Genomic DNA, 23944 nt, shown 5'->3' with positions numbered 1-23944 from the left:
ATTTGGACAAAACCCCCTAAAACCCCTGCGTCGTTACTAGGCTTTCGAGTCCCACTCTCGGCACCAGTTTTCTTCAGGCTCTCGCCGCGCGACGCTGTTCTTCGGAAAGTCGCGCATGGTAGCGGGCCGGGCGCCTCGCCGCAAATGCGGCGTGTTCTGTGTCCGGTGGTCCTGCGGCCGAGGGCCAGGTTTCCGATTTTCGTTTCACTCCGGATTGCCCCCATGGCCCTCGATCCTCAAGCCAAGGCCCTGCTCGACATGGTTTACCGCGTCGGCGCCCCCCGTTTTCACGAACTGGATGTGCACCAGGCACGCCACTCCTTCGAGAAGCTCCAGTTCACCCTGCGCCCGGAGGCGCCGGCCGTGGCTTCGGTGACCGATGTGCCGATTCCCCGGCTTCATGCCCGCGACGGGGCGATCATGGCCCGCTTGTACCGCCCGCTTCATTCCCGGTCTGATGAGCTTCTCCCGATCACCTTCTACTTTCATGGTGGTGGCTGGTGCGTTGGCAATATTCCCAGCTACGACGTGCTGTGCCGTGAGCTCGCCAACCACAGTGGATGCGCAGTTCTGTCCGTTGATTATTGCCTGGCCCCCGAGCATCCTTTTCCGGCACCAGTGGATGACGCCCAGAGGGCGGTGGATTGGTCGCTCGCCAACGCGGCGTTGCTGGGAGTCGATCCGGGGCGCTTTGCCCTGGCGGGTGATAGTGCGGGGGGCACCCTGAGTGCCGTGACGGCCCTGCAGATGCGTAATCGGGGCGGGCCCCAGGCGGCGCTGCAGCTGCTGATCTATCCTTGCACCGACATCCTCAGCCAGCGTCCGTCGCGGCGGACTTACGCGAACGGCTTCTTTCTGGATACCGAGAGTCTTGCCTGGTTCTTCGAGAAGTATCTACCGAATCAGGATGATTGGCAGGACTGGCGTGCGTCGCCGCTATTGGCTGGGCGTTTTGACGCGCTGCCGCCGGCCACCTTCATTCTTGCGGGCTGCGATCCGCTGACCGACGACGGCAAGGCCTATGCAGACGCGCTGCGCGAGGCTGGGGTGGAGGTGAAGGTGCACGAGTTCGAGGGCATGGTGCACGGCTTTTTCACCCTCGGAAAGTTCTTCCCTCAGTCGAACGACGCGGTTGCCGTGGGGGGGAGGGCGCTGGGTGAAGCGCTCCGGGGGTGATGGATGCTTTCCGCGACGGCGGAGTGCTCAGATACAGACGAAGCTGACGACCTGAGGGCTGTTGGCGCAGCTGCGGCCGAGGGAGAAATGCCCGCGCCCCCTGAGTACGACTTCCTCGCGGGATAGCAGGAACTCCCGTTCCCCGTCGATCTGGACAAAGGTGCCGTTGCTGCTGCGATCAATCAGTACGAACTTGTCGCCGCGCAGTTCAATCTCCGCGTGTCGCCGGGATGACTGGGTGTCCGCGATCACCAGGTCGGCTGCCGGGTCCCGGCCGATGCGTGCGCTGGGTTTGGTGGCGTTGAGTGTAAGGGCCATGGCATCAAGATAAAGCCGCAGTTCGGGCTCGGTCTCAAGCAGGAAGTGGTCGCTCTGGACGATGGTCAACTCGCCTACCGCTTCACACATCAATTCACATAGCTCGACAGGCCTGGTGACGCCACGGATTACTCGTGGCGGCAGGGTGTGCAGCACGGACCGCCACTCGGGGCCCAGGCGACGGGCGGTTTCGGCGGCGGTGATGGCCTTGCCCGGTGAGGCCAGCTCGGCCAGTCGGGCGGCAAAATTGACGGTGTCGCCGAAGACGTCAGTGCCGCTGGCGACGACGGCGCCGAAGTGGAAGCCGATCCGTACGGCAAGGCGCTGCTCCGGTGCTGCTGGGAGATCTTTTATGGTCTGGTGGATGGCGAGGGTGGCATCGGCTGCGCTGTCCGAATCCCGGAATACTGCCATCAGGCCATCACCGGTGTGCTTGACGACGCGACCGCCCTTGGTCTCGACGGCGATGCGCATGGCACGGATGCTCTTGTCCACGACCTCGAAGGCCGGCTTGTCGCCCACGCGCTGATATAGCTGTGTGCTGCCAACAAGATCGGCAAACAGCACAGCGCATTCATGAGAGGGGGGCGTGGCTTGGGACATCAGGCAGCAGGTGGCGTCGAAGGCATGATTTTAGCGGACTTCGTGACTTTATCCGCGCTCGCGAACGTAACAAATTTGCGTCGTCCCATGGGGGTATCCTGTTCGACCCACTGATGAGAGCCGGAATTCGATGATTTTGCGCAACTTCCGGTGCTTTTCCTTGATCCAAGACGCAACGGATGAGCGGGGGCGATGAGATAATACTGCGTTAGGTCGCAGCCGGCCTGTCGCCAATGTGGCACTTCACGTCTGTCTGGAAGGGGTTTCATGAAACGAGTTGATGATTTCCGTTTGCGCTTCGGCAAGCAGGAGTTGGTGCCAATCGTGATCGGCGGTATGGGGGTGGATATCTCCACTGCAGATCTGGCACTGGAGGCTGCTCGCCTGGGCGGGATCGGTCACATCTCGGATGCAATGGTCAAGACGGTCGCCGATCGTCGCTTCAATACCAAGTACGTCAAAGACAAGCTGAAGCAGTACAAGTATAACGTCGCCAACTCGGACAAGTCTGTTGTCCAGTTTGATCTCGGCCAGCTTGCCGAAGCGACCAGCCTTCATGTGGGCCGCACCATGGAGGCCAAGCGTGGTTCGGGCATGGTCTTCGTGAACTGTATGGAAAAGCTGACCATGAATGCACCGAAGGAAACCCTTCGCGTGCGCCTGGCGTCCGCGCTTGATGCCGGGGCTGACGGCATTACCCTGGCCGCGGGTCTGCATCTCGGCTCCTTTGCGTTGATCGAGGATCATCCGCGCTTCCGCGACGCGAAGCTCGGGATCATCGTCTCCTCCCTCCGTGCGCTGCAGTTGTTCCTCCGCAAGAGCGCCCGCACCAATCGCATGCCTGACTACGTGGTGGTTGAAGGCCCGCTGGCGGGGGGGCACCTGGGATTCGGCATGGACTGGGCCAAGTACGATCTAGCCACCATCGTTGCAGAGATCCAGGCCTGGCTGCTGGCAGAGAAACTCGATATTCCCTTGATCCCGGCCGGCGGCATCTTTACCGGTAGCGACGCGGTGTCTTTCCTGGAAAAAGGTGCCGGTGCCGTTCAGGTTGCCACACGTTTTACGGTGACTCGAGAGTGCGGCCTGCCTGAAGATGTGCAGCAGCACTACTTCAAGGCGAGTGAAGACGAGATCGTGGTGAACCAGATCTCGCCCACCGGCTACCCCATGCGAATGCTCACCGGGAGCCCGGCAATCGGCTCCGGCATTCGCCCCAATTGCGAAGCTTATGGCTACCTCCTCGACAGCACCGGAAACTGTTCTTACATTGATGCCTATAACCGGCAGGTGGAACTGCATCCGGGCGTAAAGAAGATTTCGGTCATGGAGAAGACCTGCATGTGCACCCATATGCGCAATTTCGACTTGTGGACCTGCGGGCACTACACCTACCGCCTGAAGGACACCTCCCGCAAGGGGGAAGATGGCAATTACCAGATTCTCTCCGCCGAGCACGTCTTCAAGGACTACCAGTTCAGCACCGATAATACGGTCGCATTGCCGGATTGATTTCCGTCCGGTCCTGAAAAACAAAAAGCCCGGTATCTGACCGGGCTTTTTGTTGTCGTGGGCGTGGTGCGCCGACTCAGAAGAAGCGGGCTGCCGCCTCAGCGGGCAAATTCATGCCGGTTGCGCGGGCACGTTTCAGGAGCTCCCAGTAATAGCGATAGGAAGCCCGGTCGTGCAGCTTCCCGGCGTGCTGTATCGGACCCCAGCCACCATCCTGGGCTGCGATCAGGATGGCTGAGGCGTCCTCGACCTCTGAAAAGTCCGGGCGCATGGCCTCAACGATGGGAACGATCTGATTGGGGTGGATGCTCCACATGCGCAGGTAGCCGAACTCCCGACGAGCCCTTTCGGCATCGCGGCGGATGTAGTCCAGGTCCTTCAGTTCCGTCGTCACGTTGTGGGAAGGCACCACCCCGTTGGCCAGTGAGGCCGCAGCGATGTCGCACTTGGCGCGGGCCACCAGGGGGTGGTCGAATTGCCCGGGGCTGCGCATGGCGCTGCCGGGGATGGCACCATGGTGGCCGCTGACGAAATCCATCAGGCCGAAATCGAGGGATTCGACCCGGTCGAGTGCGGCAATGTCCCACGCGTCCCGCAAGGCGCCGTGGGTTTCGATCAGGACGTGGACGGGAATTTCGCGTTCGATTCCATGCCGTTCTTCAGCACTGCGAATGCTCTCGATCTGGCGCGCGGCGTCGACGACACTGCGCGGCTTGGGAATGGTCAGAAAGGCCAGGCGACGGCCGGCCTGGCTGACAAGAATGTCTACATCCTGCGCCCAGTGGGGGTGGGTGATGTCGTGAATGCGTGCGCCGACCCGGCCGAACCGATTCTCGTCGGACATAACCAGCGCCGCTGCCATCTCGGCATGTGCGGCCTCGGCGCCGGCATGGGCACCATCCTCGCAGTCGCAGGTGATGTCGAAGACGGGGCCGAGCTCCTGCTGCAGTGCCAGCGCTTTGCGCATCAGCTTCTCGCTGCCGGCATAGTGATCGACGGCGGGGAGGATGGGGAAGGGCTTTTCACCCTGAAATAGGACGTGCTCGGGATGGGGCAGGGAGGACATAGGTGAACTGGACAGGGGGCAGATGGGCGGAGATTAGCAAAAACCCGCCAACAAAAAAACGCGGGGGCGTTTCCGCCCCCGCGTCTGATCCTGCGGCAGGATGCTGTCAGGCGTGATCAGCCCAGCAGATCCTTGACGCCGTCACGCTCTTCGAGAAGTTCGTTGAGAGTGTGGGTCATGCGCTCGCGGGAGAACTGGTCGATTTCCAGGCCCTGAACGATCTTGTACTCACCGTTCTCGGTGGTGACCGGGAAGCCGTAGATGATGCCTTCGGGGATGCCGTAGGAGCCATCGGAGGGGATGCCCATGGTGACCCATTCCCCGTTGGAGCCGAGCACCCAGTCACGGATGTGATCGATTGCGGCGTTGGCGGCAGAAGCGGCGGAGGACAGACCGCGGGCTTCGATGATGGCAGCACCACGCTTGCCGACGGTGGGCAGGAACACGTCGCGGTTCCAGGCTTCATCGTTCACCAGCGCCGGCACCTTGTCGCCGTTGGAGGTGGTGAAGCGGTAGTCGGCGTACATCGTGGGGGAGTGGTTGCCCCAGACGACCAGATTCTTCAGGCTGGAAACTTCACGGCCGGTCTTGCCAGCGAGCTGGGACAGGGCGCGGTTGTGGTCCAGGCGCAGCATGCCGGTGAAGTTCTTGGCATTGACGCGGCCGTACTTGACGGCGATTTCCTTGGCAATATAAGCGTTGGTGTTGCAGGGGTTGCCCACCACCAGCACCTTGACATCCGGAGCAGCGTGCTGACCAATGGCGGCACCCTGGACCGTGAAGATCTTGGCGTTTTCGGTCAGCAGATCCTTGCGCTCCATGCCGGGGCCGCGGGGGCGGGCGCCGACGAGCAGGCAAACCTGAGCGTCCTTGAAGGCGACGTTGGGGTCGTCAGTGGCGACCATGCCGGCCAGCAGCGGGAAGGCACAGTCTTCGAGTTCCATCATCACGCCCTTGACGGCCTTCTGGGCTTGCGGGAGATCGAGGAGCTGAAGGATGACGGGCTGATCCTTGCCCAGCATTTCACCGCTGGCGATGCGGAACAGGAGGCTGTAACCGATCTGGCCGGCGGCGCCGGTGACTGCGACACGAACGGGGGCTTTTGCCATTGTTGATACTCCCTCAAGGAAAGAAGTGTTATCGATTCGATACTGCTTACAACTGTTTCGCGCCGCCTTCCAGCTGCCGCGATGGTGGTTGAACGCTCGATCAGCATCTGACCGGTCAACAGACGAATCGTATGGGCATTTTTGAATACTGTCAATTCCATGTCTGATGTCTTATATAAGATAAAAGACATCCCATGGACTGCTCTGAAAAAGTGTGATTCAATACATGAATGCGACCCGAATCGCCCACCTTTAGCCCCCTGTACCGTCAGATCAAGAATCTGATGCTGAACGCTTTGGAGTCCGCCGAGTGGCGGCCGGGGCAAGCCATTCCCAGTGAGCAGGAGCTCGCCCTGCGTTTCAATGTGAGCCAGGGTACCGTTCGCAAGGCCATTGATGAAATGGCGGCAGAAAATCTGCTGGTCCGCAAGCAGGGCAAGGGAACATACGTGGCTTCCCATAATGATCCCCGTGCGCTTTTTCGTTTTCTTCGCCTCGTGCCGGTGGATGGCGATCTCGCTCACCCCCTGAGTGTGCCCCTTGATTGCTGGAAAGCCAAGGCGGGAAATGAAGCTGCGCGCATGCTGGGCGTCGAACTGGGTGCTCCTGTAACGATTCTGCGGCGATTGCTCAAATTTTCTGGTAGGCCAGTTGTAATTGATGAGATCTATCTGCCGGGCGAAATTTTCCATGGTTTGACGATGGAGGTCTTGCAGGGCGCGCACGGTTCCTTGTACAGCCTTTTTGAGACCCGTTTCGGGGTGCGCATGATTCGCGCCGAAGAGCGCATCCGCGCTGTGGCCGCCGACCGGATGACCAGTGAAACGCTGGGTGTCGCGGAAGGTGTGCCCTTGCTGTCGGTAGAGCGTGTCACTTACACATATGGTGACAGGCCGGTCGAGTGGCGGCGTGGTCTTTATTCAACGGCCGATCACTATTATCTGAACGAGCTTAATTGATTGCTTTGAGTTGGCAGGGGTGCCCGGCCTGTCAGTGGTTGGTAAGGGTATATACTTATAATTTTTGTCGTGTGGGAAGAGTGCGGCCTTTTGGTCGCAATTTGCTAGAGGGAATATCTATGACAGAGGTGATTTTGAAGAAGCAGCGCCCGAAGCATCTGGCGCTGAACGAGATCAGGCTCCCGTTGCCCGGGAAAGTCTCGATTCTGCACCGGGTCAGCGGTGCGGGCCTATTTCTGATGCTGCCGGTCCTGCTGGCCCTCTTTGGGAGCAGTGTGGGCTCTCCTGAATCGTATGCTGCCTACAAAGACGTCGTGGGCAATATTTTCGTCAAGCTCCTCCTGGTTGGCCTGCTGTGGGCCTACTTGCACCACTTCTGTGCCGGTATCCGCTTCCTTCTGCTGGATGCCCATGTGGGCATCGACAAGCAGTCCGCGGTCAATAGCGCCCGCATGGTCCTGATCGTCAGCCTTACCCTCACTTTCCTTCTGGTGGCCAAACTATGGTAAAGCCCGTCATCGTTGGCGCTCACTACGGTTTTCGTGACTGGCTCCTGCAGCGCATCACCGCCGTTGTCATGGCGCTTTATACCCTCGTGTTTGCGGTCTGTGCGCTGACCATGCCCGATGGCTCCTTCGAGAGCTGGCGCGGTGTGTTCAGCGGTGGTTTCATGAAGTTTGCAACCTTCCTGTTCTTCATGTCGCTGTTCTTTCATGCCTGGATCGGTGTGCGGGACATTTTCATGGACTACATCAAGCCGGTCGGCATTCGCCTGACGCTTCATTCGGTCGTTGCTCTTCTGCTCATCGGCTACGCCGGTTGGGCTGCTCAGATTCTGTGGAGGCTGTAAGTGAAAGTCGCAAAGCATACCTTTGATGCAGTAATTGTCGGCGCCGGCGGCGCTGGCTTGCGTGCGGCTCTCCAGCTTTCCGAAGCGGGGATGAAAACCGCTGTCCTGACCAAGGTCTTCCCGACTCGCTCCCACACCGTGGCGGCGCAGGGGGGGGTGGCTGCCTCTCTGGGTAATTCAACCGAGGATAACTGGCACTGGCATATGTACGACACCGTCAAGGGGTCGGATTGGCTGGGCGATCAGGATGCGATCGAGTTCATGGTCAAGAAGGCCAATGAAGTCGTGGTCGAGCTTGAGCACTACGGCATGCCCTTCGATCGTACCGACAACGGCAAGATCTACCAGCGTCCCTTCGGTGGCCACTCCCAGAACTACGGCCAGACCCCGGTGTCCCGCTCCTGTGCCGCGGCTGACCGGACCGGCCACGCCATGCTGCATGCCCTGTACCAGCGCAACGTCCGCGCCAACACCCAGTTTTTCGTTGAGTGGATGGCCATGGACCTGATCCGCAACGCGGAAGGCGACGTGCTCGGCGTGACCGCGATGGAAATGGAAACCGGCGAAGTCTCCATCTTCCATGCCAAGGCCACGATTTTTGCGACCGGCGGCGCCGGCCGGATCTACTACAGCTCCACTAATGCTTTCATCAATACCGGTGACGGTGTCGGTATGGCAGCCCGGGCCGGCATTCCGCTGGAAGACATGGAGTTCTGGCAGTTCCACCCCACCGGCGTGGCTGGCGCTGGCGTGTTGATCACTGAGGGCGTGCGCGGTGAAGGCGGTATCCTGCGGAACTCTTCCGGCGAGCGCTTCATGGAACGGTATGCCCCGAACCTGAAGGATCTGGCCTCCCGTGACGTTGTGTCCCGTTCCATGGTCACCGAGATCAACGAGGGCCGTGGCTGTGGTTCCGACAAGGATCACGTGCTCCTCGACATCACCCACCTGTCACCCGAGACCATCAACAAGCGTCTGCCCGGCATCCGTGAGATTTCGATCCAGTTCGCCGGCGTCGACCCGATCAAGGCACCGATTCCGGTCGTGCCGACCTGCCACTACCAGATGGGCGGTATTCCGACCAACTACAAGGGTCAGGTCGTGGTGCCGAAGGACGGCAATAGCAATGTGCCTGTAGCCGGTTTCTATGCTGCTGGCGAGTGTGCCTGCGCGTCCGTTCATGGCGCCAATCGCCTCGGCACCAACTCGTTGCTTGACCTGCTGGTGTTCGGTAAGGCGGCGGGCGAGACCGTGGTCAATGACTTTAAATCCGGCCAGCTGACCCTCAGGCCGCTTCCCGAGAATGCAGCCGACGTGTCGCTGGCCCGTATCGCCCGTCTGGAGTCCCAGACCAACGGCGAGGATGTTCATGAAGTCCGGCTGGCCATGCAGCGCACCATGCAGAAGCACGCCGGTGTGTTCCGCTTCGCTGATAGCCTCAAGGAAGGCGTTACCCGCATCCTCGAAGTGGCGGAACGTGCCAAGACGACCCAGATCAAGGACAAGTCCAAAGTCTGGAACACTGCCCGTACCGAAGCCCTCGAACTCGACAACCTGATCGAAGTGGCCAAAGCCACCATGATCTCTGCAGAAGCCCGCAAGGAGTCCCGCGGTGCCCACGTGCGTGATGATGCGATCGATTGCGCCGAGACCCCGAACGGCCGTGACGACAAGAACTGGCTCAAGCACACGCTGTGGTACAGCGAAGGAAACCGTCTGGATTACAAGCCGGTTAACCTGCAGCCGCTGTCCCCCGAAGTCGAGCCGATCGCGCTCGCCAAGCGTACCTACTGAGCGTTCCGGAGAATAGAACATGAGCAGCAAGCGAACCGTACAGTTCAAGATTTACCGCTACGATCCGGACAAGGACGACAAGCCCTACATGCAGGACATCTCTGTCGAACTCGAAGAGTCCGACAAGAAGCTCCTGGATGCGCTGGTGCGCCTCAAGGCCAAGGATGACACCCTGTCCTTCCGTCGTTCCTGCCGTGAAGGTGTGTGTGGCTCCGACGCCATGAACATCAATGGCAAGAACGGTCTGGCCTGCCTGACCGCCATCGATGAGCTGGCCCAGCCGATTACCATCCGTCCGCTGCCCGGCCTGCCGGTCGTGCGCGACGTGATTGTCGACATGACCCAGTTCTTCAAGCAGTACCACTCGATCAAGCCGTACCTGATCAACAACGATCCGGCCCCCGAGCGCGAACGTCTGCAGACCCCGGAAGACCGTGAAGAGCTGAATGGCCTTTACGAGTGCATCCTGTGCGCCTGCTGTTCCACCAGTTGCCCGTCCTTCTGGTGGAACCCCGACAAGTTCGTCGGCCCCGCTGGCCTGCTGGCTGCGTACCGCTTCCTCGCGGATACTCGTGACCAGGCGACCAGCGAGCGTCTCGACAATCTTGAGGATCCGTATCGTCTGTTCCGTTGTCACTCGATCATGAACTGCGTGGATGTCTGCCCGAAGGGTCTCAACCCGACCAAGGCCATCGGCAAGATCAAGGACATGATGGTGCGTCGGGCCGTATGACGCTGAACAGGGGGCGCGTGCGCTGGCAGTGCCGTCGGGCTCTTCTCGAGCTTGATCTGGTGTTCACGCGTTTCCTCGAAAGGCACTTTGACCGTCTGACGGACGGTCAACTGGCGGATCTGGATGACCTCTTGCTTGTCGAGGATCATGACCTGTGGGCCATGATCAACGGCAGCCAGCCGGTTACCAATGATCGCTGGAAAGAAATGGTTGAATTGCTCCGGTCAGAATGACGGAGCGGTTCTGCCGCTAGGGAGCTGGAGTTTCAACAGGGAAAAGGGACCAAAACATGACCACGCAACGCACTGCTGCACTGACCGTAGATGGCAAGTCCGTAGAGTTTCCGATCATGTCGGGGACGCACGGCAACGATGTGATCGACATTCGCACCCTTGGCGGAAAGACCGGGTATTTCACGTACGACTCCGGCTTCCTGTCGACTGCCAGCTGCCAGTCCAAGGTCACCTATATCGATGGTGACAAGGGCGAGCTGCTTTATCGCGGTTACCCCATCGAGCAACTGGCCGACAACTGCAACTTCCTCGAAGTCACCTACCTTCTGAAGAACGGTGAGCTGCCCAATGCGGCCCAGAAGTTCGACTTTGAAAGCACCATCAAGAAGCACACGATGGTCCACGAGCAGCTCTCCAAGTTCTACTCCGGCTTCCGCCGTGACGCTCACCCGATGGCCGTCATGACCGGTGTGGTGGGCGCCCTGTCCGCCTTCTACCACGACGCCATGGACTTCTCGGACGTCGAGCACCGCAACATCAGCTTCAACCGCCTTGTGGCAAAGATGCCGACTATCGTCGCCATGGCCTACAAGTACAACACCGGCATGCCGTTCATGTACCCGGACAATGATCTGGACTACACCGCGAACTTCATGCGCATGATGTTCGGCAACCCGTGCGAGAAGTACGTGCCGAATCCGGTGCTGGTGCGCGCCCTGGATGTGATCTTCACGCTGCATGCCGACCACGAGCAGAACGCCTCCACCTCCACGGTGCGCCTGGCCGGCTCTTCCGGCGCCAACCCCTTCGCCTGTATCGCTGCCGGCATCGCCTGCCTGTGGGGCCCGGCGCACGGCGGTGCGAACGAAGCCTGCCTGCAGATGCTGGAAGAGATTGGTGACGTTTCCCGCGTGGGCGAGTACATCGCCCGTGCTAAGGACAAGAATGACAGCTTCAAGCTGATGGGCTTTGGTCACCGCGTCTACAAGAACTTTGATCCCCGTGCCAAGCTGATGCGCAAGGTCTGCCACGAAGTGCTGGGCGAACTCGGCCTCGAGAACGACCGTCTCTTCAAGCTGGCCATGGAGCTTGAGAAGATCGCCCTCGAAGATCCGTACTTCGTCGAGAAGAAGCTCTACCCGAACGTGGACTTCTACTCCGGCATCGTGCAGAAGGCACTTGGTATCCCGACGGAAATGTTCACCTGCATCTTCGCGCTGGCCCGTACGGTTGGCTGGATGACGCAGTGGGAAGAAATGATCACCGATCCGGAATACAAGATCGGTCGTCCGCGCCAGCTGTACATCGGCGCCGCTCGCCGCGACGTCAAGCCGCTGGACCAGCGCGCTTAAGTTTGCCCGGAGGGGGAGGGGGAAACAGGAGACACGAACGCGGGGTGACCATCACAGGGTCATCCCGCTTCGTTTATCCACGAGTATCAAACGATCAGGGATTTCTCCCCACCGCAGCAAGTACATCCAAAAAGACAAGATAAAAGCCAGGTGGTCGCCCATGATGAAACAGCTTTTTGAAAGCTCCCAACTGTTCGGCTCCAATGCGCCGTTCATCGAAGAGCTTTACGAGAACTATCTCGACAATCCGGACTCCGTCTCCGAAGAATGGCGGAAGTATTTTGATTCGCTGCAGAACGTTCCCGGCAAGGGCCCGGACGTTGCCCACTACCCGATCATCAATGCGTTTGCCGACATGGCAAAGCGTGGTTCGGTGCGTACCGTGGTGGCCGCAGGCTCCGACCAGAAGCAGGTCGGCGTGCTCCAGCTCATCAATGCTCACCGCTTCCTGGGTACCCGCTGGGCTCAGCTCGATCCGCTGAAGCGCACCGAGCGCCCCGAGATCCACGAGCTGGAACTTTCGCACTACGGCTTCACCGAAGCCGATCTCAACCAGACCTTCAACACAGGCTCCTTCCATGGGCTGCCGGGCGATCACGCCACCCTGCGCGAGATTCTCGATGCCGTCCGTCAAACCTACTGCGGCTCCATCGGTGCCGAGTACATGTACATGACGGACATCGCCGAGAAGCGCTGGATTCAGGCCCGTCTCGAGCCGACCCGAGGTCGTCCCGTCTTCCCCGCCGAGCATCAGCGTCGCATTCTCGAGCGTCTCACCGCTGCCGAGACCATGGAACGCTACCTGCATACCAAGTACGTGGGTCAGAAGCGCTTCTCCCTTGAAGGGGGCGAGAGCACCATCGTCGCCATGGACGAGCTGATCCGCGTGGCTGGCAGCAAGGGCGTCCAGGAAATCGTGATCGGCATGGCCCACCGTGGCCGTTTGAACGTGCTGGTCAACACCCTCGGCAAGTCCCCGAGCATGCTGTTCTCGGAGTTTGAGGGCAAGGCTGCTTCCGATCTCTCCGCTGGTGACGTGAAGTACCACATGGGTTTCTCCAGTGACGTGATGACTGCCGGCGGTCCGGTGCACCTGACCCTGGCCTTCAACCCGTCCCACCTGGAAATCGTGAACCCCGTGGTCGAAGGCTCGGTTTACGCCCGCCAGACCCGCCGTGGTGTGAATGGCAAGGCCGAGGTCGTGCCCGTCCTGATTCACGGCGACGCCGCTGTTGCCGGTCAGGGCGTCAACCAGGAAATGCTCAACTTCGCCCAGACCCGTGGCTATGGTACGGGTGGCACGATCCACATCGTGGTGAACAACCAGATCGGCTTCACCACTTCCGATCCCCGGGATTATCGCTCGTCCCTGTACTGCACCGATATCTTCAAGATGGGCGAATCCCCCATCTTCCACGTCAATGGTGATGATCCGGAGGCTGTGGCCTTCGTCATGGGCCTGGCAGTGGAATATCGCCAGCAGTTCAAGAAGGACGTGGTTGTGGACATCGTCTGCTACCGCAAGCTTGGCCACAATGAGGCCGACGAGCCGATGGTGACCCAGCCGCTGATGTACAAGAAGATCGCCAAGCATCCCGGCACCCGCAAGATTTACGCGGACAAGCTGGTTCAGCTGGGCGTCTGCAAGGCCGATGAGCCGGATGTCTTCATCAAGGATTACCGCGCAGCCCTGGATCGGGGCGAACTGCTGACCAATCCCGTGCTGTCCGACTTCAAGCGCCAGTTCTCCCAGGATTGGGGGCCTTACGTCGGCAAGAAATACACCGACAAGTGCGACACCACGGTTCCGATGGCCGAACTGGTGCGTCTGTCGAAGTCCCTGACGACCACTCCTGATGGCTTCACGCTGCATCCGCGTGTCCAGAAGATCATCGATGACCGTAAGGCCATGGGTGACGGCAAGCTGCCCTTTGACTGGGGCATGGCCGAGAACCTGGCCTACGCCAGCCTGGTGGTGCAGGGTTTCGGTATTCGTCTTTCCGGTGAAGACGTGGGTCGTGGCACCTTCTTCCACCGTCACGCTGCGCTGCACGACCAGAACCGTGACCAGTGGCATGACGGCACCTTCTACCCGCTGCAGAATATCCGCGAGGGTCAGGGCCCGTTCTACTGCTACGACTCTGTGCTGTCTGAAGAAGCTGTGTTGGCCTTCGAGTACGGTTACGCCACGGCCGAGCCCAACCAGCTCGTGATCTGGGAAGCCCAGTTCGGTGACTTCGCCAACGGCGCCCAGGTGGTGATGGACCAGTTTATCAGCTCCGGTGAAGCCAAGTGGGGCCGTCAGTGCGGTCTGGTGATGATGCTGCCGCACGGTTATGAAGGTCAGGGGCCGGAGCACTCTTCTGCCCGTATCGAGCGCTACATGCAGCTGTGTGCCGAGATGAACATGGAAGTGTGCATCCCCTCCGGCCCGTCGCAGATCTTCCACCTGCTGCGTCGTCAGGCTCTGCGCAAGATCCGTAAGCCGCTGGTGATCATCACGCCGAAGTCCCTGCTGCGCCACAAGGACGCCATCTCCTCGCTGGACGATCTATCGAAGGGCACCTTCCAGACCGTCATCGGTGAAGTGGATGAGCTTGAGGCCAAGAAGGTCAAGCGCGTCGTGCTCTGCTCCGGCAAGATCTACTACGAACTGCTGGCTCATCGCCGTGCCAACGACATCAAGGACATCGCCATTGTCCGCCTGGAGCAGCTCTATCCGTTCCCGGCTGAGGCCTTCGCGGCGGAGGTGAACAAGTACCCCAACGCCAAGGAGGTGGTGTGGTGCCAGGAAGAGCCCCGCAACCAGGGCGTCTGGTATTGGCTGGCTTCCCGTCACCATCTGGACAGCGCGCTTGGCGACAAGCACAAGTTCCTGCTGGTGTCCCGTCCGGCTGCGGCTTCGCCGGCCGTCGGCTACTACGCCAAGCACAATGCGCAACAAAAGGCAGTTATCGAAAATGCGTTTGGCGAAATCAAAGCCTGATGCCCATGTCCGTGCCGAATTGAACAAGAGGGAGAAAACATGCTGATCGAAGTCAAAGTGCCGCAACTGTCCGAGTCCGTTTCCGAAGCCACGCTGGTGAGCTGGCACAAGAAGGAAGGCGATGCCGTTTCCCGCGATGAAAACCTCATCGACATCGAGACCGACAAGGTCGTGCTCGAGACCCCGGCTCCGGCCGACGGTGTGCTGGTCAAGATCGTCAAGAACGGCGGCGACTCCGTCACCTCGGGCGAAGTGATCGCCACTATCGATACCGAAGCCAAGGCTGCTGCCGGCGCCCCGGCTGCTGCTGCCGCTCCGGCCGCTGCGCCTGCCGCCGCTCCGGCTGCTGCCGTCAGCGCCGCCAGCCCGTCGGCTCGCAAGATCCTCGACGAAAAGGGTATTGCTGCCTCCGACGTCGCCGGCTCCGGCCGCGGTGGTCGTGTGACCAAGGAAGATGCCGTCGCTGCTCAGACCAAGCCCGCTGCTGCTGCCGCGCCTGCCGTGGCGGTTGCCACTGGCGATCGTGCTGAGCAGCGCGTTCCCATGACCCGTCTGCGTGCCCGCATCGCCGAGCGCCTGATCCAGTCCAAGAACGAAAATGCCATCCTGACGACCTTCAACGAAGTCAACATGGCTCCGGTGATGGCCCTGCGCAAGCAGTACGCCGACAAGTTCGAGAAGGCTCACGGCGTGCGCCTGGGCTTCATGGGCTTCTTCGTGAAGGCTGCCGTCGCCGCCCTCAAGAAGTTCCCCATCCTGAACGCGTCGGTCGATGGGAACGACATTGTTTACCACGGCTACATCGACATCGGCATCGCTGTCGGCTCCCCCCGTGGTCTGGTGGTGCCCATCCTGCGTGATGCCGACCAGATGTCCATCGCCGACATCGAGAAGAAGATCGCCGAGTATGGCCAGAAGGCCAAGGACGGCAAGATCTCCATCGAAGAGCTCACCGGTGGCACCTTCTCCATCTCCAACGGTGGTGTGTTCGGTTCCATGATGTCCACCCCGATCATCAACCCGCCCCAGTCCGCAATCCTTGGCATTCATGCCACCAAGGACCGTGCCGTGGTCGAGAATGGTCAGGTCGTGGTGCGTCCGATCAACTACCTCGCCATGTCCTACGATCACCGCATCATCGACGGCCGCGAAGCCGTCCTCGGTCTGGTGACCATGAAGGAAGCCCTGGAAGATCCGGCCCGTCTGATCCTGGACGTCTGATCTCTCTGACTTGAGGCACGGCCGCGGCAGCGCGTCTGCCGCCGCCGTGCCTTGTTTCAATCCGAACAAGGAAGAACACACATGGCGAAGCAATTCGACGTTCTGGTCATCGGCGGTGGTCCCGGTGGCTATGTGGCTGCAATCCGCGCGGCACAACTCGGTTTCAACACGGCCTGCGCCGAATCCAATCCCTATGCCGATCCGAAGGGCGAACCCCGTCTGGGCGGCACCTGCCTGAATGTGGGCTGCATCCCGTCCAAGGCGCTGCTGCATACCTCCCACCTGTTCGAAGAGGCTGGCCACGCCTTCGAAGAGCAGGGCATCTCCGTCGGCACCCCGAAGATCGATGTGGCCAAGATGATCGGCCGCAAGTCCAAGATCGTCGAGCAGCTCACCGCCGGCATCAAGGGCCTGTTCAAGAAGAACAAGGTCACCTTCCTGGCAGGTCATGGTGCTTTCGTCGCCAAGACCGACGGTGGTTGGCAGGTCAAGGTAGGTGAAGAGATCGTTGAGGCCAAGAACGTGATCGTGGCCACCGGTTCCACCGCCCGTCACCTGCCCGGTATCCCCGTGGACAACAAGCTGGTGTGCGACAACATCGGCGCCCTCGATATCGACTCCGTGCCCAAGCGCCTCGGCCTGATCGGCTCCGGTGTGATCGGCCTGGAAATGGGCTCGGTCTGGAAGCGCCTGGGTTCCGAGGTCACCATCCTCGAAGCCATGGACAGCTTCCTCGGCGCTGCCGACCAGGATCTGGCCAAGGAAGCCCTCAAGCTGTTCACCAAGCAGGGCCTCGATATCAAGCTGTCCGTCAAGGTCGGCAAGGTTACGGTGGGCAAGAAGTCGGTCAGCGTTGAATACGAAACCAAGGACGGCGCCCAGAAGGCCGAGTTCGACCGCCTGATCGTGTCCGTCGGTCGTGTCCCCAACACTGCCGGCCTCAATGCCGAAGCCGTCGGCCTCAAGCTCGACGAGCGTGGTTTCGTGGATGTGGACGGCCACAACCGCACCAACCTGCCCGGCGTGTGGGCGGTGGGCGACGTGGTGCGCGGCCCGATGCTGGCCCACAAGGCCATGGAAGAAGGCGTTGCCGTGGCCGAAACCCTGGCCGGCCAGAAGGGCCACACCAACTTCGACACCATCCCCTGGGTCATCTACACCTCCCCGGAAATCGCCTGGGTGGGCAAGACCGAGCAGCAGCTCAAGGCCGAAGGCGCCGCCTACAAGGTCGGCAAGATCCCCTTCATGGCCAATGGCCGTGCCCTGGGCGCCGGCACCCCGGCCGGTTTCGTGAAGATGATTGCCGATGCCAACACCGACCGTATCCTCGGCGTGCACATCATCGGCTCCAACGCTTCCGAGCTGATCGGCGAGGCCGTGGTGACCATGGAGTTTGCCGGTGCGTCCGAAGATCTGGCGCGCATCTGCCACGCTCACCCGACCCTGTCGGAAGTCGTCCACGAAGCCGCCCTGGCGGTGGACAAGCGTCCTCTGCACTTCTGATCGCCGGGGGCCGGTTCGCCGGCCCCTGCGTCAGCCGGGGGTGGTCAGGCGTAAAATGCCTCACCACCCCCGTTTCCATCCGCAGTACCCATAAGAACCGTTCACCAAGATGCCTCATCGAATCCTCAAGGTTGCCGAAAACGGCATGCTCGAAGCCTACGACGCCACCCTCAAGGCGCGCGGCTTCAAGTCCGATCCGGCCCAGCGCGCCGCTGCCCAGCGCCTGCAGGGGCTGTACGCAGAGTTGGTCGCCTTCAAAGCCGCCCGGAAGGGCACCCTGCGCAAGCTGCTGTCGAGGCCCAAGCAGCCCCGCAGCGTGTACTTCTGGGGTGGAGTAGGGCGCGGCAAGAGCTTCCTGATGGACTGTTTCTATGACTCCGTGCCCTACCAGCGTAAGCGCCGGGTGCATTTCCATGCCTTCATGCAGGAAGTGCAGAACGATCTGAAGAACCTCAACAATGAGGCTGATCCGCTACAGAAGGTTGCCGACCGCATCGCCCGCCAGACCCGTTTGCTGTGCTTCGACGAGTTTCATGTATCCGACATCGCCGATGCGATGATCCTCGGGCGTCTGCTCGACGCGCTGTTCGCCCGAGGGACCATTTTTGTGATGACATCCAACTATCCACCGGATGGCCTGTATCCCAACGGCCTGCAGCGCATCAACTTCCTGCCGACCATCGACATGATCAAGCGTCGCTTCGACGTGGTCGAGGTGGACCATGGCACCGACTACCGCCTGCGCACCCTGGAGCAGATGGACGCCTTTCTGGTCCCCGGCGACGACGCAGCCGACAAGCATCTCGCCAGCGACTTCGAGAAGATCGCCGGTACCAAGGGGGAGGCTGGGGAGATCGAGGTGTTGGAGCGCAAGCTCAAGGTGCAGCGCAAAGCGCCGGGCGTCATCTGGTTCGACTTCGACACCCTGTGCGGCGGTAACCGCTCCCAGAACGACTATCTGGAGATTGCCCGAGAACATCACACCCTGATCCTTTCCCGCGTGCCCAGGATGAGCGCCGCCATGGCCTCGGAGGCACGGCGCTTCACCTGGCTGATCGACGTGCTCTATGACCACCGGGTGAAGCTGCTGGTCAGCGCAGAATGCCAGGCCTACGACCTCTACGTGGAAGGTCGTCAGGCCAGCGAGTTCCATCGCACCGTGAGCCGTCTGATCGAGATGCGCTCCCGCGACTATCTGGCCGAAGCCCACCGGGTGGATTGAATCACCGATGCGCTGGTCGTCCGCCTGTCTCCTCACCGCCCTGACGGCGGCCGCTCCGGCTGCCTTCGCCGAGGGCCGTCTCGAGATCATCACCCTGCGGCATCGCCCGGCGGAGCAGATCGTGCCCGCCCTGCGCCCCCTGGTGGAGCCCGGCGGTGCCCTGAGCACCCTCGACGACAAGATCCTGCTGCGAGTGTCGCCCGCCAATCTGGCCGAGTTGCGTGCTGCCCTCGACGCCCTGGACACACCCCTGCGGCGGCTGGTGGTGTCGGTGCGCCAGGATCGCAGCAGTGAAGGGCAGGGCGGGGGTGTGGGCCTGTCGGGCCGGCTTGAGCCGGGCCACAGCCGTTTCCGCCTCGAAGGGGGGGCAGGGCAGTACCGGCAGGCCGAGGGCGTCAGCCAGCAGGTGCAGGTTGTCGAAGGCGGGCGGGCGCTGATCCGCGTGGGCCAGTCGCTGCCTGTGGCCATGCGCGAGTGGCGCCCCGGCCCGGGGGGCTGGCAGCCTGTCGAGAGCGTTCGCTACACCGACGTGGGCAGCGGCTTTCTGGCCTCGCCCCAACTCATTGGTGAGCGCGTGAGCATCGAGATCGCTCCCGACATGGAGCGTGTCGGGGCCAGCGGCGTCATCGAAACCAGCCGCCTGGCAACGATGGTCAGCGGGCGCCTGGGTGAGTGGATTCCGCTGGGTGGCACTCAGGCTGACGCCAGCCGTGGCAGCCAGGGCACGGTCGGTGTCGGCCGGGACAGCCGCAGCAGCCAGGCCGGTGTCTGGTTGCGGGTCGACGTCGTCGAATGAGCGCCCGATTGCCGGAATATCCATGAACGTAGAAAAAGCCTTCGCCGCTGACGGACCCCTGGCCGCCGCCATTCCCGGTTTCAACCCGCGCCCCCAGCAGATCGAGATGGCCGAGCACATCGCCGCCACCCTCAAGGAGAGCGGTGTGCTGGTGGCCGAGGCCGGCACCGGCACGGGCAAGACTTACGCCTACCTGGTGCCGGCCTTGCTCAATGGCGGCAAGGTGATCATATCCACCGGCACCAAGACCCTCCAGGACCAGCTTTTCAACCGGGATCTACCCACCATCCGCGGCGCCCTCAAGGTGCCGGTGGGGGTTGCGCTGCTCAAGGGGCGGTCCAACTACGTGTGCCACTACCACCTGGCCCGCAACCTGATTGACGGGCGCTTCACGACGCCGGAAGACGCGGCCCACCTGCGGGCCATCGGGCGCTTCATGGAAATCTCCCAGAGCGGCGACAAGGCCGAGTGTCCCGAAGTACCCGAGGATGCCGCCGCCTGGATGTTCGCTACTTCATCCCGGGACAACTGCCTGGGCCAGGAGTGCCCCAACATCAAGGAATGCTTCGTGGCCGCCGCCCGCCGTGCCGCCATGGATGCTGACGTGGTGGTGGTCAATCACCACCTCTTCTTTGCCGACGTGATGCTGCGCGATGAGGGTATGGGCGAGCTGCTGCCCTCGTGCAATGCGGTTATCTTCGACGAAGCCCATCAGTTGCCTGAAACTGCCAGCCTGTTCTTCGGTGAGAGCGTATCCACCTCCCAGTTGCTTGAGCTGGCCCGGGACACCCGCTCCGAAACCGTGGCTGCCGCGCGGGATTGTCTTGACCTGATCGAGGCCACCCGCAAGCTGGAGAAGGCTGCCCGCGACCTGCGCCTTAGCGTTAATGCAGAGAACGCCCGCTTCGGCTTCGCCCAGCTCGACGACAACAAGCCCTTCCACGAAGCTGTGGAGGCCCTGGATGCCGAACTGACCAGCTTCTGCGCCATCGTCGAGACCCAGGCCGAACGCTCCGAAGGCCTCGCCAACTGCTTGCGCCGCACCCAGGAGCTGCAGCAGATCCTGGCCCGCTGGCAGAACCCGGAAGGCACCGACTGGGTGCGCTGGGTCGAGGTCTTCAGCCAGTCCCTGGCTCTCCACGCCACACCCCTGTCCATCGCAAGCATCTTCAAGCGGCAGATGGATGGCCACCCCCGGGCCTGGATCTTCACCTCCGCCACCCTGGCGGTAGGCCGGGATTTTGGCCATTACTGCCGGGAGCTGGGCCTGCACTGGGTCGAGCCGCCCATCGACACCGCCGTATGGGGCAGCCCTTTCAACTATCCCGAGCAGGCGGTGCTGTACGCGCCCCAGAACATGCCCGAGCCCAACAGCCCGGAGTATCCGGACGCCGTGGCCGAGGTGGCCTTTCCGCTGATCCGTGCTGCCCACGGGCGCACCTTTGTGCTGTGCACCTCGCTCCGGGCCATGCGCCGCATCCACGAGGTGATCGCCGACAAGCTTGAGCGGGAAAAGCTCAAACTGCCCCTGCTGATCCAGGGTGAGGGTTCCCGTACCGAGCTGCTCGACCGCTTCCGCCGGCTCGGCAACGCTATCCTGGTGGCCAGCCAGAGTTTCTGGGAGGGTGTGGATGTGCCGGGCGATGCCCTGTCGGTGGTGGTCATCGACAAGCTGCCTTTTGCCCCGCCCGACGATCCGGTACTGGCTGCGCGCATTGAGCACATGCAGAAATCCGGCCGCAGCCCGTTCATGGAGTATCAGCTGCCCCGCGCTGTCATCAACGTCAAACAGGGCGCCGGTCGTCTGATCCGCACCGAACGCGACAAGGGCGTGCTCGCCATCTGCGACCCGCGTATGCTCACCAAGCCCTACGGTAAGCGCGTCTGGCAAAGCTTGCCCCCCATGCGCAGGAGCAAGGTCGAAGCCGAAGTGGTGGCCTTTCTTGAGCAGCTGCCTCCGCCGGCCGGGAAGGTCGAGTGAATTCGACCCCACGGGGCTGGGGCAAGCCTTGAGGGGCAGGTGCCCCACGACCTTGACCCATGTTCAGGGCCATGGGGTGCCGGCTTGCTAGAATCCACTGCCACCGTTTCAGGGGATCCTTCCGTGCCTGTCCAGACTCCCTCCCTTTCCAGCGATGCCCTTGCCCGGCTCGCCAGCGTCCTGTCCTCCGGCACGTGCACCGATACGGCCGAGGCGCTCAACGCGGGCTGCCAGTGCGTGTCCCTCGACCGTCAGGTGCTGCTGGATACGCTGGCCCGCGACCCCCGCGATGGGGCGCTGCAGGCCTTGCTGGCCGAATCCCGCCCCCATCTGTTTGCCGACTCCATGGCCTTTGTGGCCGCTGCACACGTGGACGCCATGGCCCGCATCGTCGCGGCCATCGAGCGCGTCGTGGCCCTGCCGGGCTGGCAGGACGCCGTGCTGGCCTGGGCGCCTGCCACGGCCCGGCAGCCGGCCCGGGCCGCGGGTGTGTTCCTGGGCTACGACTTCCACCTGGGGGAGGGCGGACCGCGCCTCATCGAGATCAACACCAACGCCGGCGGCGGTCTGCTCAACGCCATCCTGGGGCGCGCCCAGCGGGCGTGCTGCCCTGAAGTGGCGGGGGTCATGGCCGCCGTGCCGGAGCCGCACGCCGACCTGGAGAGCGCCTTTGTGGAGATGTTCCGTAGCGAATGGCGGCTTGAGCGGGGCGAGCAGCCCCTGCGCAGCATTGCCATCGTGGATGAAGCTCCCCAGGGCCAGTATTTGCTGCCTGAATTCCTGCTCTTTCAGCGCCTGTTCGAGCGTCATGGCATCGCCGCCCGCATCTGTGATCCGGCCGAGCTGGTCCACGGCGATGCCGGTCTGAGCTTGCATGGCGAGCCGGTGGATCTTGTGTATAACCGCCTCACCGACTTCGCCCTGGACGGGCCGGCCAGTGCCGCCCTGCGTCAGGCCTGGATGGCCGGCACCGCCGTGATCACTCCCCACCCCCGGGCTCATGCCCTGTATGCCGACAAGCGCAACCTGATCCTGCTCTCAGACGCGGATGCCCTGCGCCGCCTGGGGGCTGACGAGGCCACCATCGCGATCCTGCAGCAGGGGGTGCCCCATACCGAAGCGGTGGATGCCGCCCGCAGCGACGCGTTGTGGGCCCGGCGGCGCCAGCTCTTCTTCAAGCCGGCCTCGGGCTTTGGCAGCCGGGGCACTTATCGGGGCGACAAGCTCACCCGCCGGGTGTTTGCAGAGATCCTCGTCGGCGATTACATCGCCCAGGCCCTGGTGCCGCCCTCGGAGCGACGCCTGGAAGTGGAGGGCGCGCCGGTGGACCTGAAGATGGATCTGCGCAACTATGCCTATCGAGGTCAGGTCCAGCTGGTCACCGCGCGCCTCTACCAGGGCCAGACCACCAACTTTCGCACTCCCGGCGGCGGCTTTGCGCCGGTGTTGGCCGTACCTTGTGGCACGCCGCGGGGCGATTAGGCCACCCGTTTCCTCCATTCCCATCACTGGAGCTTTTTCATGTCCCTCAGCGTAGTTGCCACCATCACTGCCAAACCCGAGTTTCGCGCCGACGTTCGCCGGGCCCTCGATCAGGTCATCCCGCCCAGCCGTGCCGAGGCCGCCTGCCTGCACTACGAACTGCACATCACCCGGGACAAGCCCGACAGTTTTGTGATGATCGAACGCTGGCAGGACGACGCCGCCCTCGAACGCCACATGGCCACTCCGCACTTCGCTGCGCTGGTGGCTGCCATCGACGGAAAGGTGACGGGCGTGGACATCGTGCGCCTGGACCCGGCCGCCTGAACTGCGCCCCGCGAGAGCTTGTGTGCCGGGCCGCTGCTTCAGGTCAGCAGCTTGAGCCCGGCGATGCCGGCCACAATCATGCCCACGCAGATCAGCCGGCCGAGGCTGGCGGGCTCACCGAACAGAATGATTCCGAGGGTCACGGTGCCGACCGCGCCAATGCCCGTCCAGATGGCGTAGGCCGTGCCAAGGGGCAAGCTGCGGAGCGCACTGGCGAGCAGAAGGAGACTGACGAGCATCGACGACAAGGTTGCCACCGAGGGCCAGAACCTTGTGAATCCGTCCGTGTATTTGAATCCGATGGCCCAGCCGATTTCGAGCAGGCCAGCGAGAAGAAGAGTGAACCATGCCATGACGCACCTCTGCATTGGGGGTAGGGTCGTCCCAACCAGAATGTGTCTGACGTGAGGTCGTCCCCACGCGATGGCTGCATTGATTCTATCCATGCTTGTCGTGAGCGGCAAGCTCGGTCGTGGCCATGCTTGGCCGCCTCACGGGAGGGATCTGGCAGAATCTGCGCATTGCCGTCCAGCAGGACTTCAAGTTGAGAACCCATGAGTGGCGCCCGTGCCGGCTACGTCCATCCCCTGCAGATTGCTACTCAACGGGTGAGCTCGGACAAGACGAAGGTCTCCCGGCTCATCGAGCGCAAACCCGGGCAGGCCCGGCACTTGCCGACAAGCTGATCGCCCGCAAGGCCGACATGGCCCGGTGGCTTGTT

The 23944-nt window shown here is 62.1% G+C and carries 21 protein-coding genes; 17 read left to right on the top strand and 4 right to left on the bottom strand.

The genetic code is table 11. The features are described 5' to 3' along the window. Positions 1-222: 222 nt before the first annotated feature. Positions 223-1176 carry an alpha/beta hydrolase gene (locus PHI64_RS16880; protein ID WP_299885154.1) on the top strand — a complete coding sequence of 318 codons (954 nt, stop codon included), beginning with the start codon at positions 223-225 and terminating at the stop codon, positions 1174-1176. A 27-nt stretch (positions 1177-1203) separates the two neighbouring features. Here the strand turns inward: PHI64_RS16880 and PHI64_RS16875 are convergent, their stop codons facing one another. Continuing rightward, complete coding sequence (locus PHI64_RS16875) at positions 1204-2097, bottom strand: adenylate/guanylate cyclase domain-containing protein (protein WP_299885152.1); 894 nt, start codon at positions 2095-2097, stop codon at positions 1204-1206. A 267-nt stretch (positions 2098-2364) separates the two neighbouring features. On the opposite strand from PHI64_RS16875, the gene PHI64_RS16870 reads away from it, so the two are divergent. After that, on the top strand, positions 2365-3609 hold the full coding sequence (locus PHI64_RS16870) for a nitronate monooxygenase (RefSeq protein WP_299885149.1): 1245 nt from the start codon (positions 2365-2367) through the stop codon (positions 3607-3609). 76 nt (positions 3610-3685) lie between these two features. Here PHI64_RS16870 and PHI64_RS16865 read toward each other — a convergent pair whose 3' ends face one another. Continuing rightward, positions 3686-4675: an aldolase/citrate lyase family protein gene (locus PHI64_RS16865; RefSeq protein WP_299885146.1), complete on the bottom strand. Its 990-nt coding sequence runs from the start codon at positions 4673-4675 to the stop codon at positions 3686-3688. A 116-nt stretch (positions 4676-4791) separates the two neighbouring features. Next, positions 4792-5784, bottom strand: a complete 993-nt coding sequence (locus PHI64_RS16860) for a malate dehydrogenase (RefSeq protein WP_299885143.1) — start codon at positions 5782-5784, stop codon at positions 4792-4794. Positions 5785-6014: 230 nt separating this feature from the next. Here PHI64_RS16860 and PHI64_RS16855 point away from each other — a divergent pair, with 230 nt between their 5' ends. The 15 genes from PHI64_RS16855 (at position 6015) to PHI64_RS16785 (ending at position 23223) form a co-directional block, all read left to right on the top strand. Continuing rightward, positions 6015-6743, top strand: coding sequence for a GntR family transcriptional regulator (locus tag PHI64_RS16855; protein ID WP_299885140.1), 729 nt, complete (start codon positions 6015-6017; stop codon positions 6741-6743). A 119-nt stretch (positions 6744-6862) separates the two neighbouring features. After that, the gene (gene sdhC, locus PHI64_RS16850; protein WP_299885136.1) at positions 6863-7252 is read left to right on the top strand and encodes a succinate dehydrogenase, cytochrome b556 subunit; all 390 of its coding nucleotides are present in this window, start codon (positions 6863-6865) and stop codon (positions 7250-7252) included. Beyond that, on the top strand, positions 7246-7593 hold the full coding sequence (gene sdhD, locus PHI64_RS16845; protein ID WP_299885134.1) for a succinate dehydrogenase, hydrophobic membrane anchor protein: 348 nt from the start codon (positions 7246-7248) through the stop codon (positions 7591-7593). The genes sdhC and sdhD overlap by 7 nt, the downstream gene beginning before the upstream one ends. Then, a complete protein-coding gene (gene sdhA, locus PHI64_RS16840; RefSeq protein WP_299885131.1) occupies positions 7594-9387 on the top strand; it encodes a succinate dehydrogenase flavoprotein subunit in 1794 nt (597 codons plus the stop codon). Between the two features lie 19 nt (positions 9388-9406). Further along, positions 9407-10120, top strand: a complete 714-nt coding sequence (locus tag PHI64_RS16835) for a succinate dehydrogenase iron-sulfur subunit (RefSeq protein WP_299885128.1) — start codon at positions 9407-9409, stop codon at positions 10118-10120. After that, positions 10117-10353 carry a succinate dehydrogenase assembly factor 2 gene (locus PHI64_RS16830; RefSeq protein WP_299885125.1) on the top strand — a complete coding sequence of 79 codons (237 nt, stop codon included), beginning with the start codon at positions 10117-10119 and terminating at the stop codon, positions 10351-10353. The genes PHI64_RS16835 and PHI64_RS16830 overlap by 4 nt, the downstream gene beginning before the upstream one ends. Positions 10354-10409: 56 nt before the next feature. After that, the gene (gltA, locus tag PHI64_RS16825; protein WP_299885123.1) at positions 10410-11705 is read left to right on the top strand and encodes a citrate synthase; all 1296 of its coding nucleotides are present in this window, start codon (positions 10410-10412) and stop codon (positions 11703-11705) included. 160 nt (positions 11706-11865) lie between these two features. Next, positions 11866-14691, top strand: a complete 2826-nt coding sequence (locus PHI64_RS16820) for a 2-oxoglutarate dehydrogenase E1 component (RefSeq protein ID WP_299885120.1) — start codon at positions 11866-11868, stop codon at positions 14689-14691. A 39-nt stretch (positions 14692-14730) separates the two neighbouring features. Next, positions 14731-15912, top strand: coding sequence for a 2-oxoglutarate dehydrogenase complex dihydrolipoyllysine-residue succinyltransferase (odhB, locus tag PHI64_RS16815; RefSeq protein ID WP_299885119.1), 1182 nt, complete (start codon positions 14731-14733; stop codon positions 15910-15912). Positions 15913-15993: 81 nt separating this feature from the next. Further along, on the top strand, positions 15994-17415 hold the full coding sequence (gene lpdA, locus PHI64_RS16810; RefSeq protein WP_299885116.1) for a dihydrolipoyl dehydrogenase: 1422 nt from the start codon (positions 15994-15996) through the stop codon (positions 17413-17415). Positions 17416-17524: 109 nt separating this feature from the next. Further along, positions 17525-18637, top strand: a complete 1113-nt coding sequence (gene zapE / locus PHI64_RS16805; protein WP_299885113.1) for a cell division protein ZapE — start codon at positions 17525-17527, stop codon at positions 18635-18637. Positions 18638-18644: 7 nt separating this feature from the next. Beyond that, positions 18645-19433, top strand: coding sequence for a hypothetical protein (locus tag PHI64_RS16800; protein ID WP_299885110.1), 789 nt, complete (start codon positions 18645-18647; stop codon positions 19431-19433). Between the two features lie 22 nt (positions 19434-19455). Further along, positions 19456-21414: an ATP-dependent DNA helicase gene (locus PHI64_RS16795; RefSeq protein WP_299885107.1), complete on the top strand. Its 1959-nt coding sequence runs from the start codon at positions 19456-19458 to the stop codon at positions 21412-21414. A gap of 123 nt (positions 21415-21537) precedes the next feature. Then, entirely contained in the window at positions 21538-22896 is a 1359-nt protein-coding gene (locus PHI64_RS16790) for a hypothetical protein (RefSeq protein ID WP_299885104.1), read from the top strand. A 39-nt stretch (positions 22897-22935) separates the two neighbouring features. Beyond that, positions 22936-23223 (top strand): putative quinol monooxygenase, encoded by a 288-nt coding sequence (locus PHI64_RS16785; RefSeq protein WP_299885100.1) that lies wholly within the window; start codon positions 22936-22938, stop codon positions 23221-23223. A gap of 38 nt (positions 23224-23261) precedes the next feature. Here the strand turns inward: PHI64_RS16785 and sugE are convergent, their stop codons facing one another. After that, positions 23262-23576, bottom strand: a complete 315-nt coding sequence (gene sugE / locus PHI64_RS16780) for a quaternary ammonium compound efflux SMR transporter SugE (RefSeq protein WP_299885097.1) — start codon at positions 23574-23576, stop codon at positions 23262-23264. Positions 23577-23944: the final 368 nt, after the last annotated feature.

It is taken from the genome of Zoogloea sp., from assembly GCF_028689785.1.
GTDB lineage: Bacteria > Pseudomonadota > Gammaproteobacteria > Burkholderiales > Rhodocyclaceae > Zoogloea.
The sequence above is the reverse complement of the archived record's forward strand: the minus strand, read 5'-3'. Positions and strand labels throughout refer to the sequence as shown.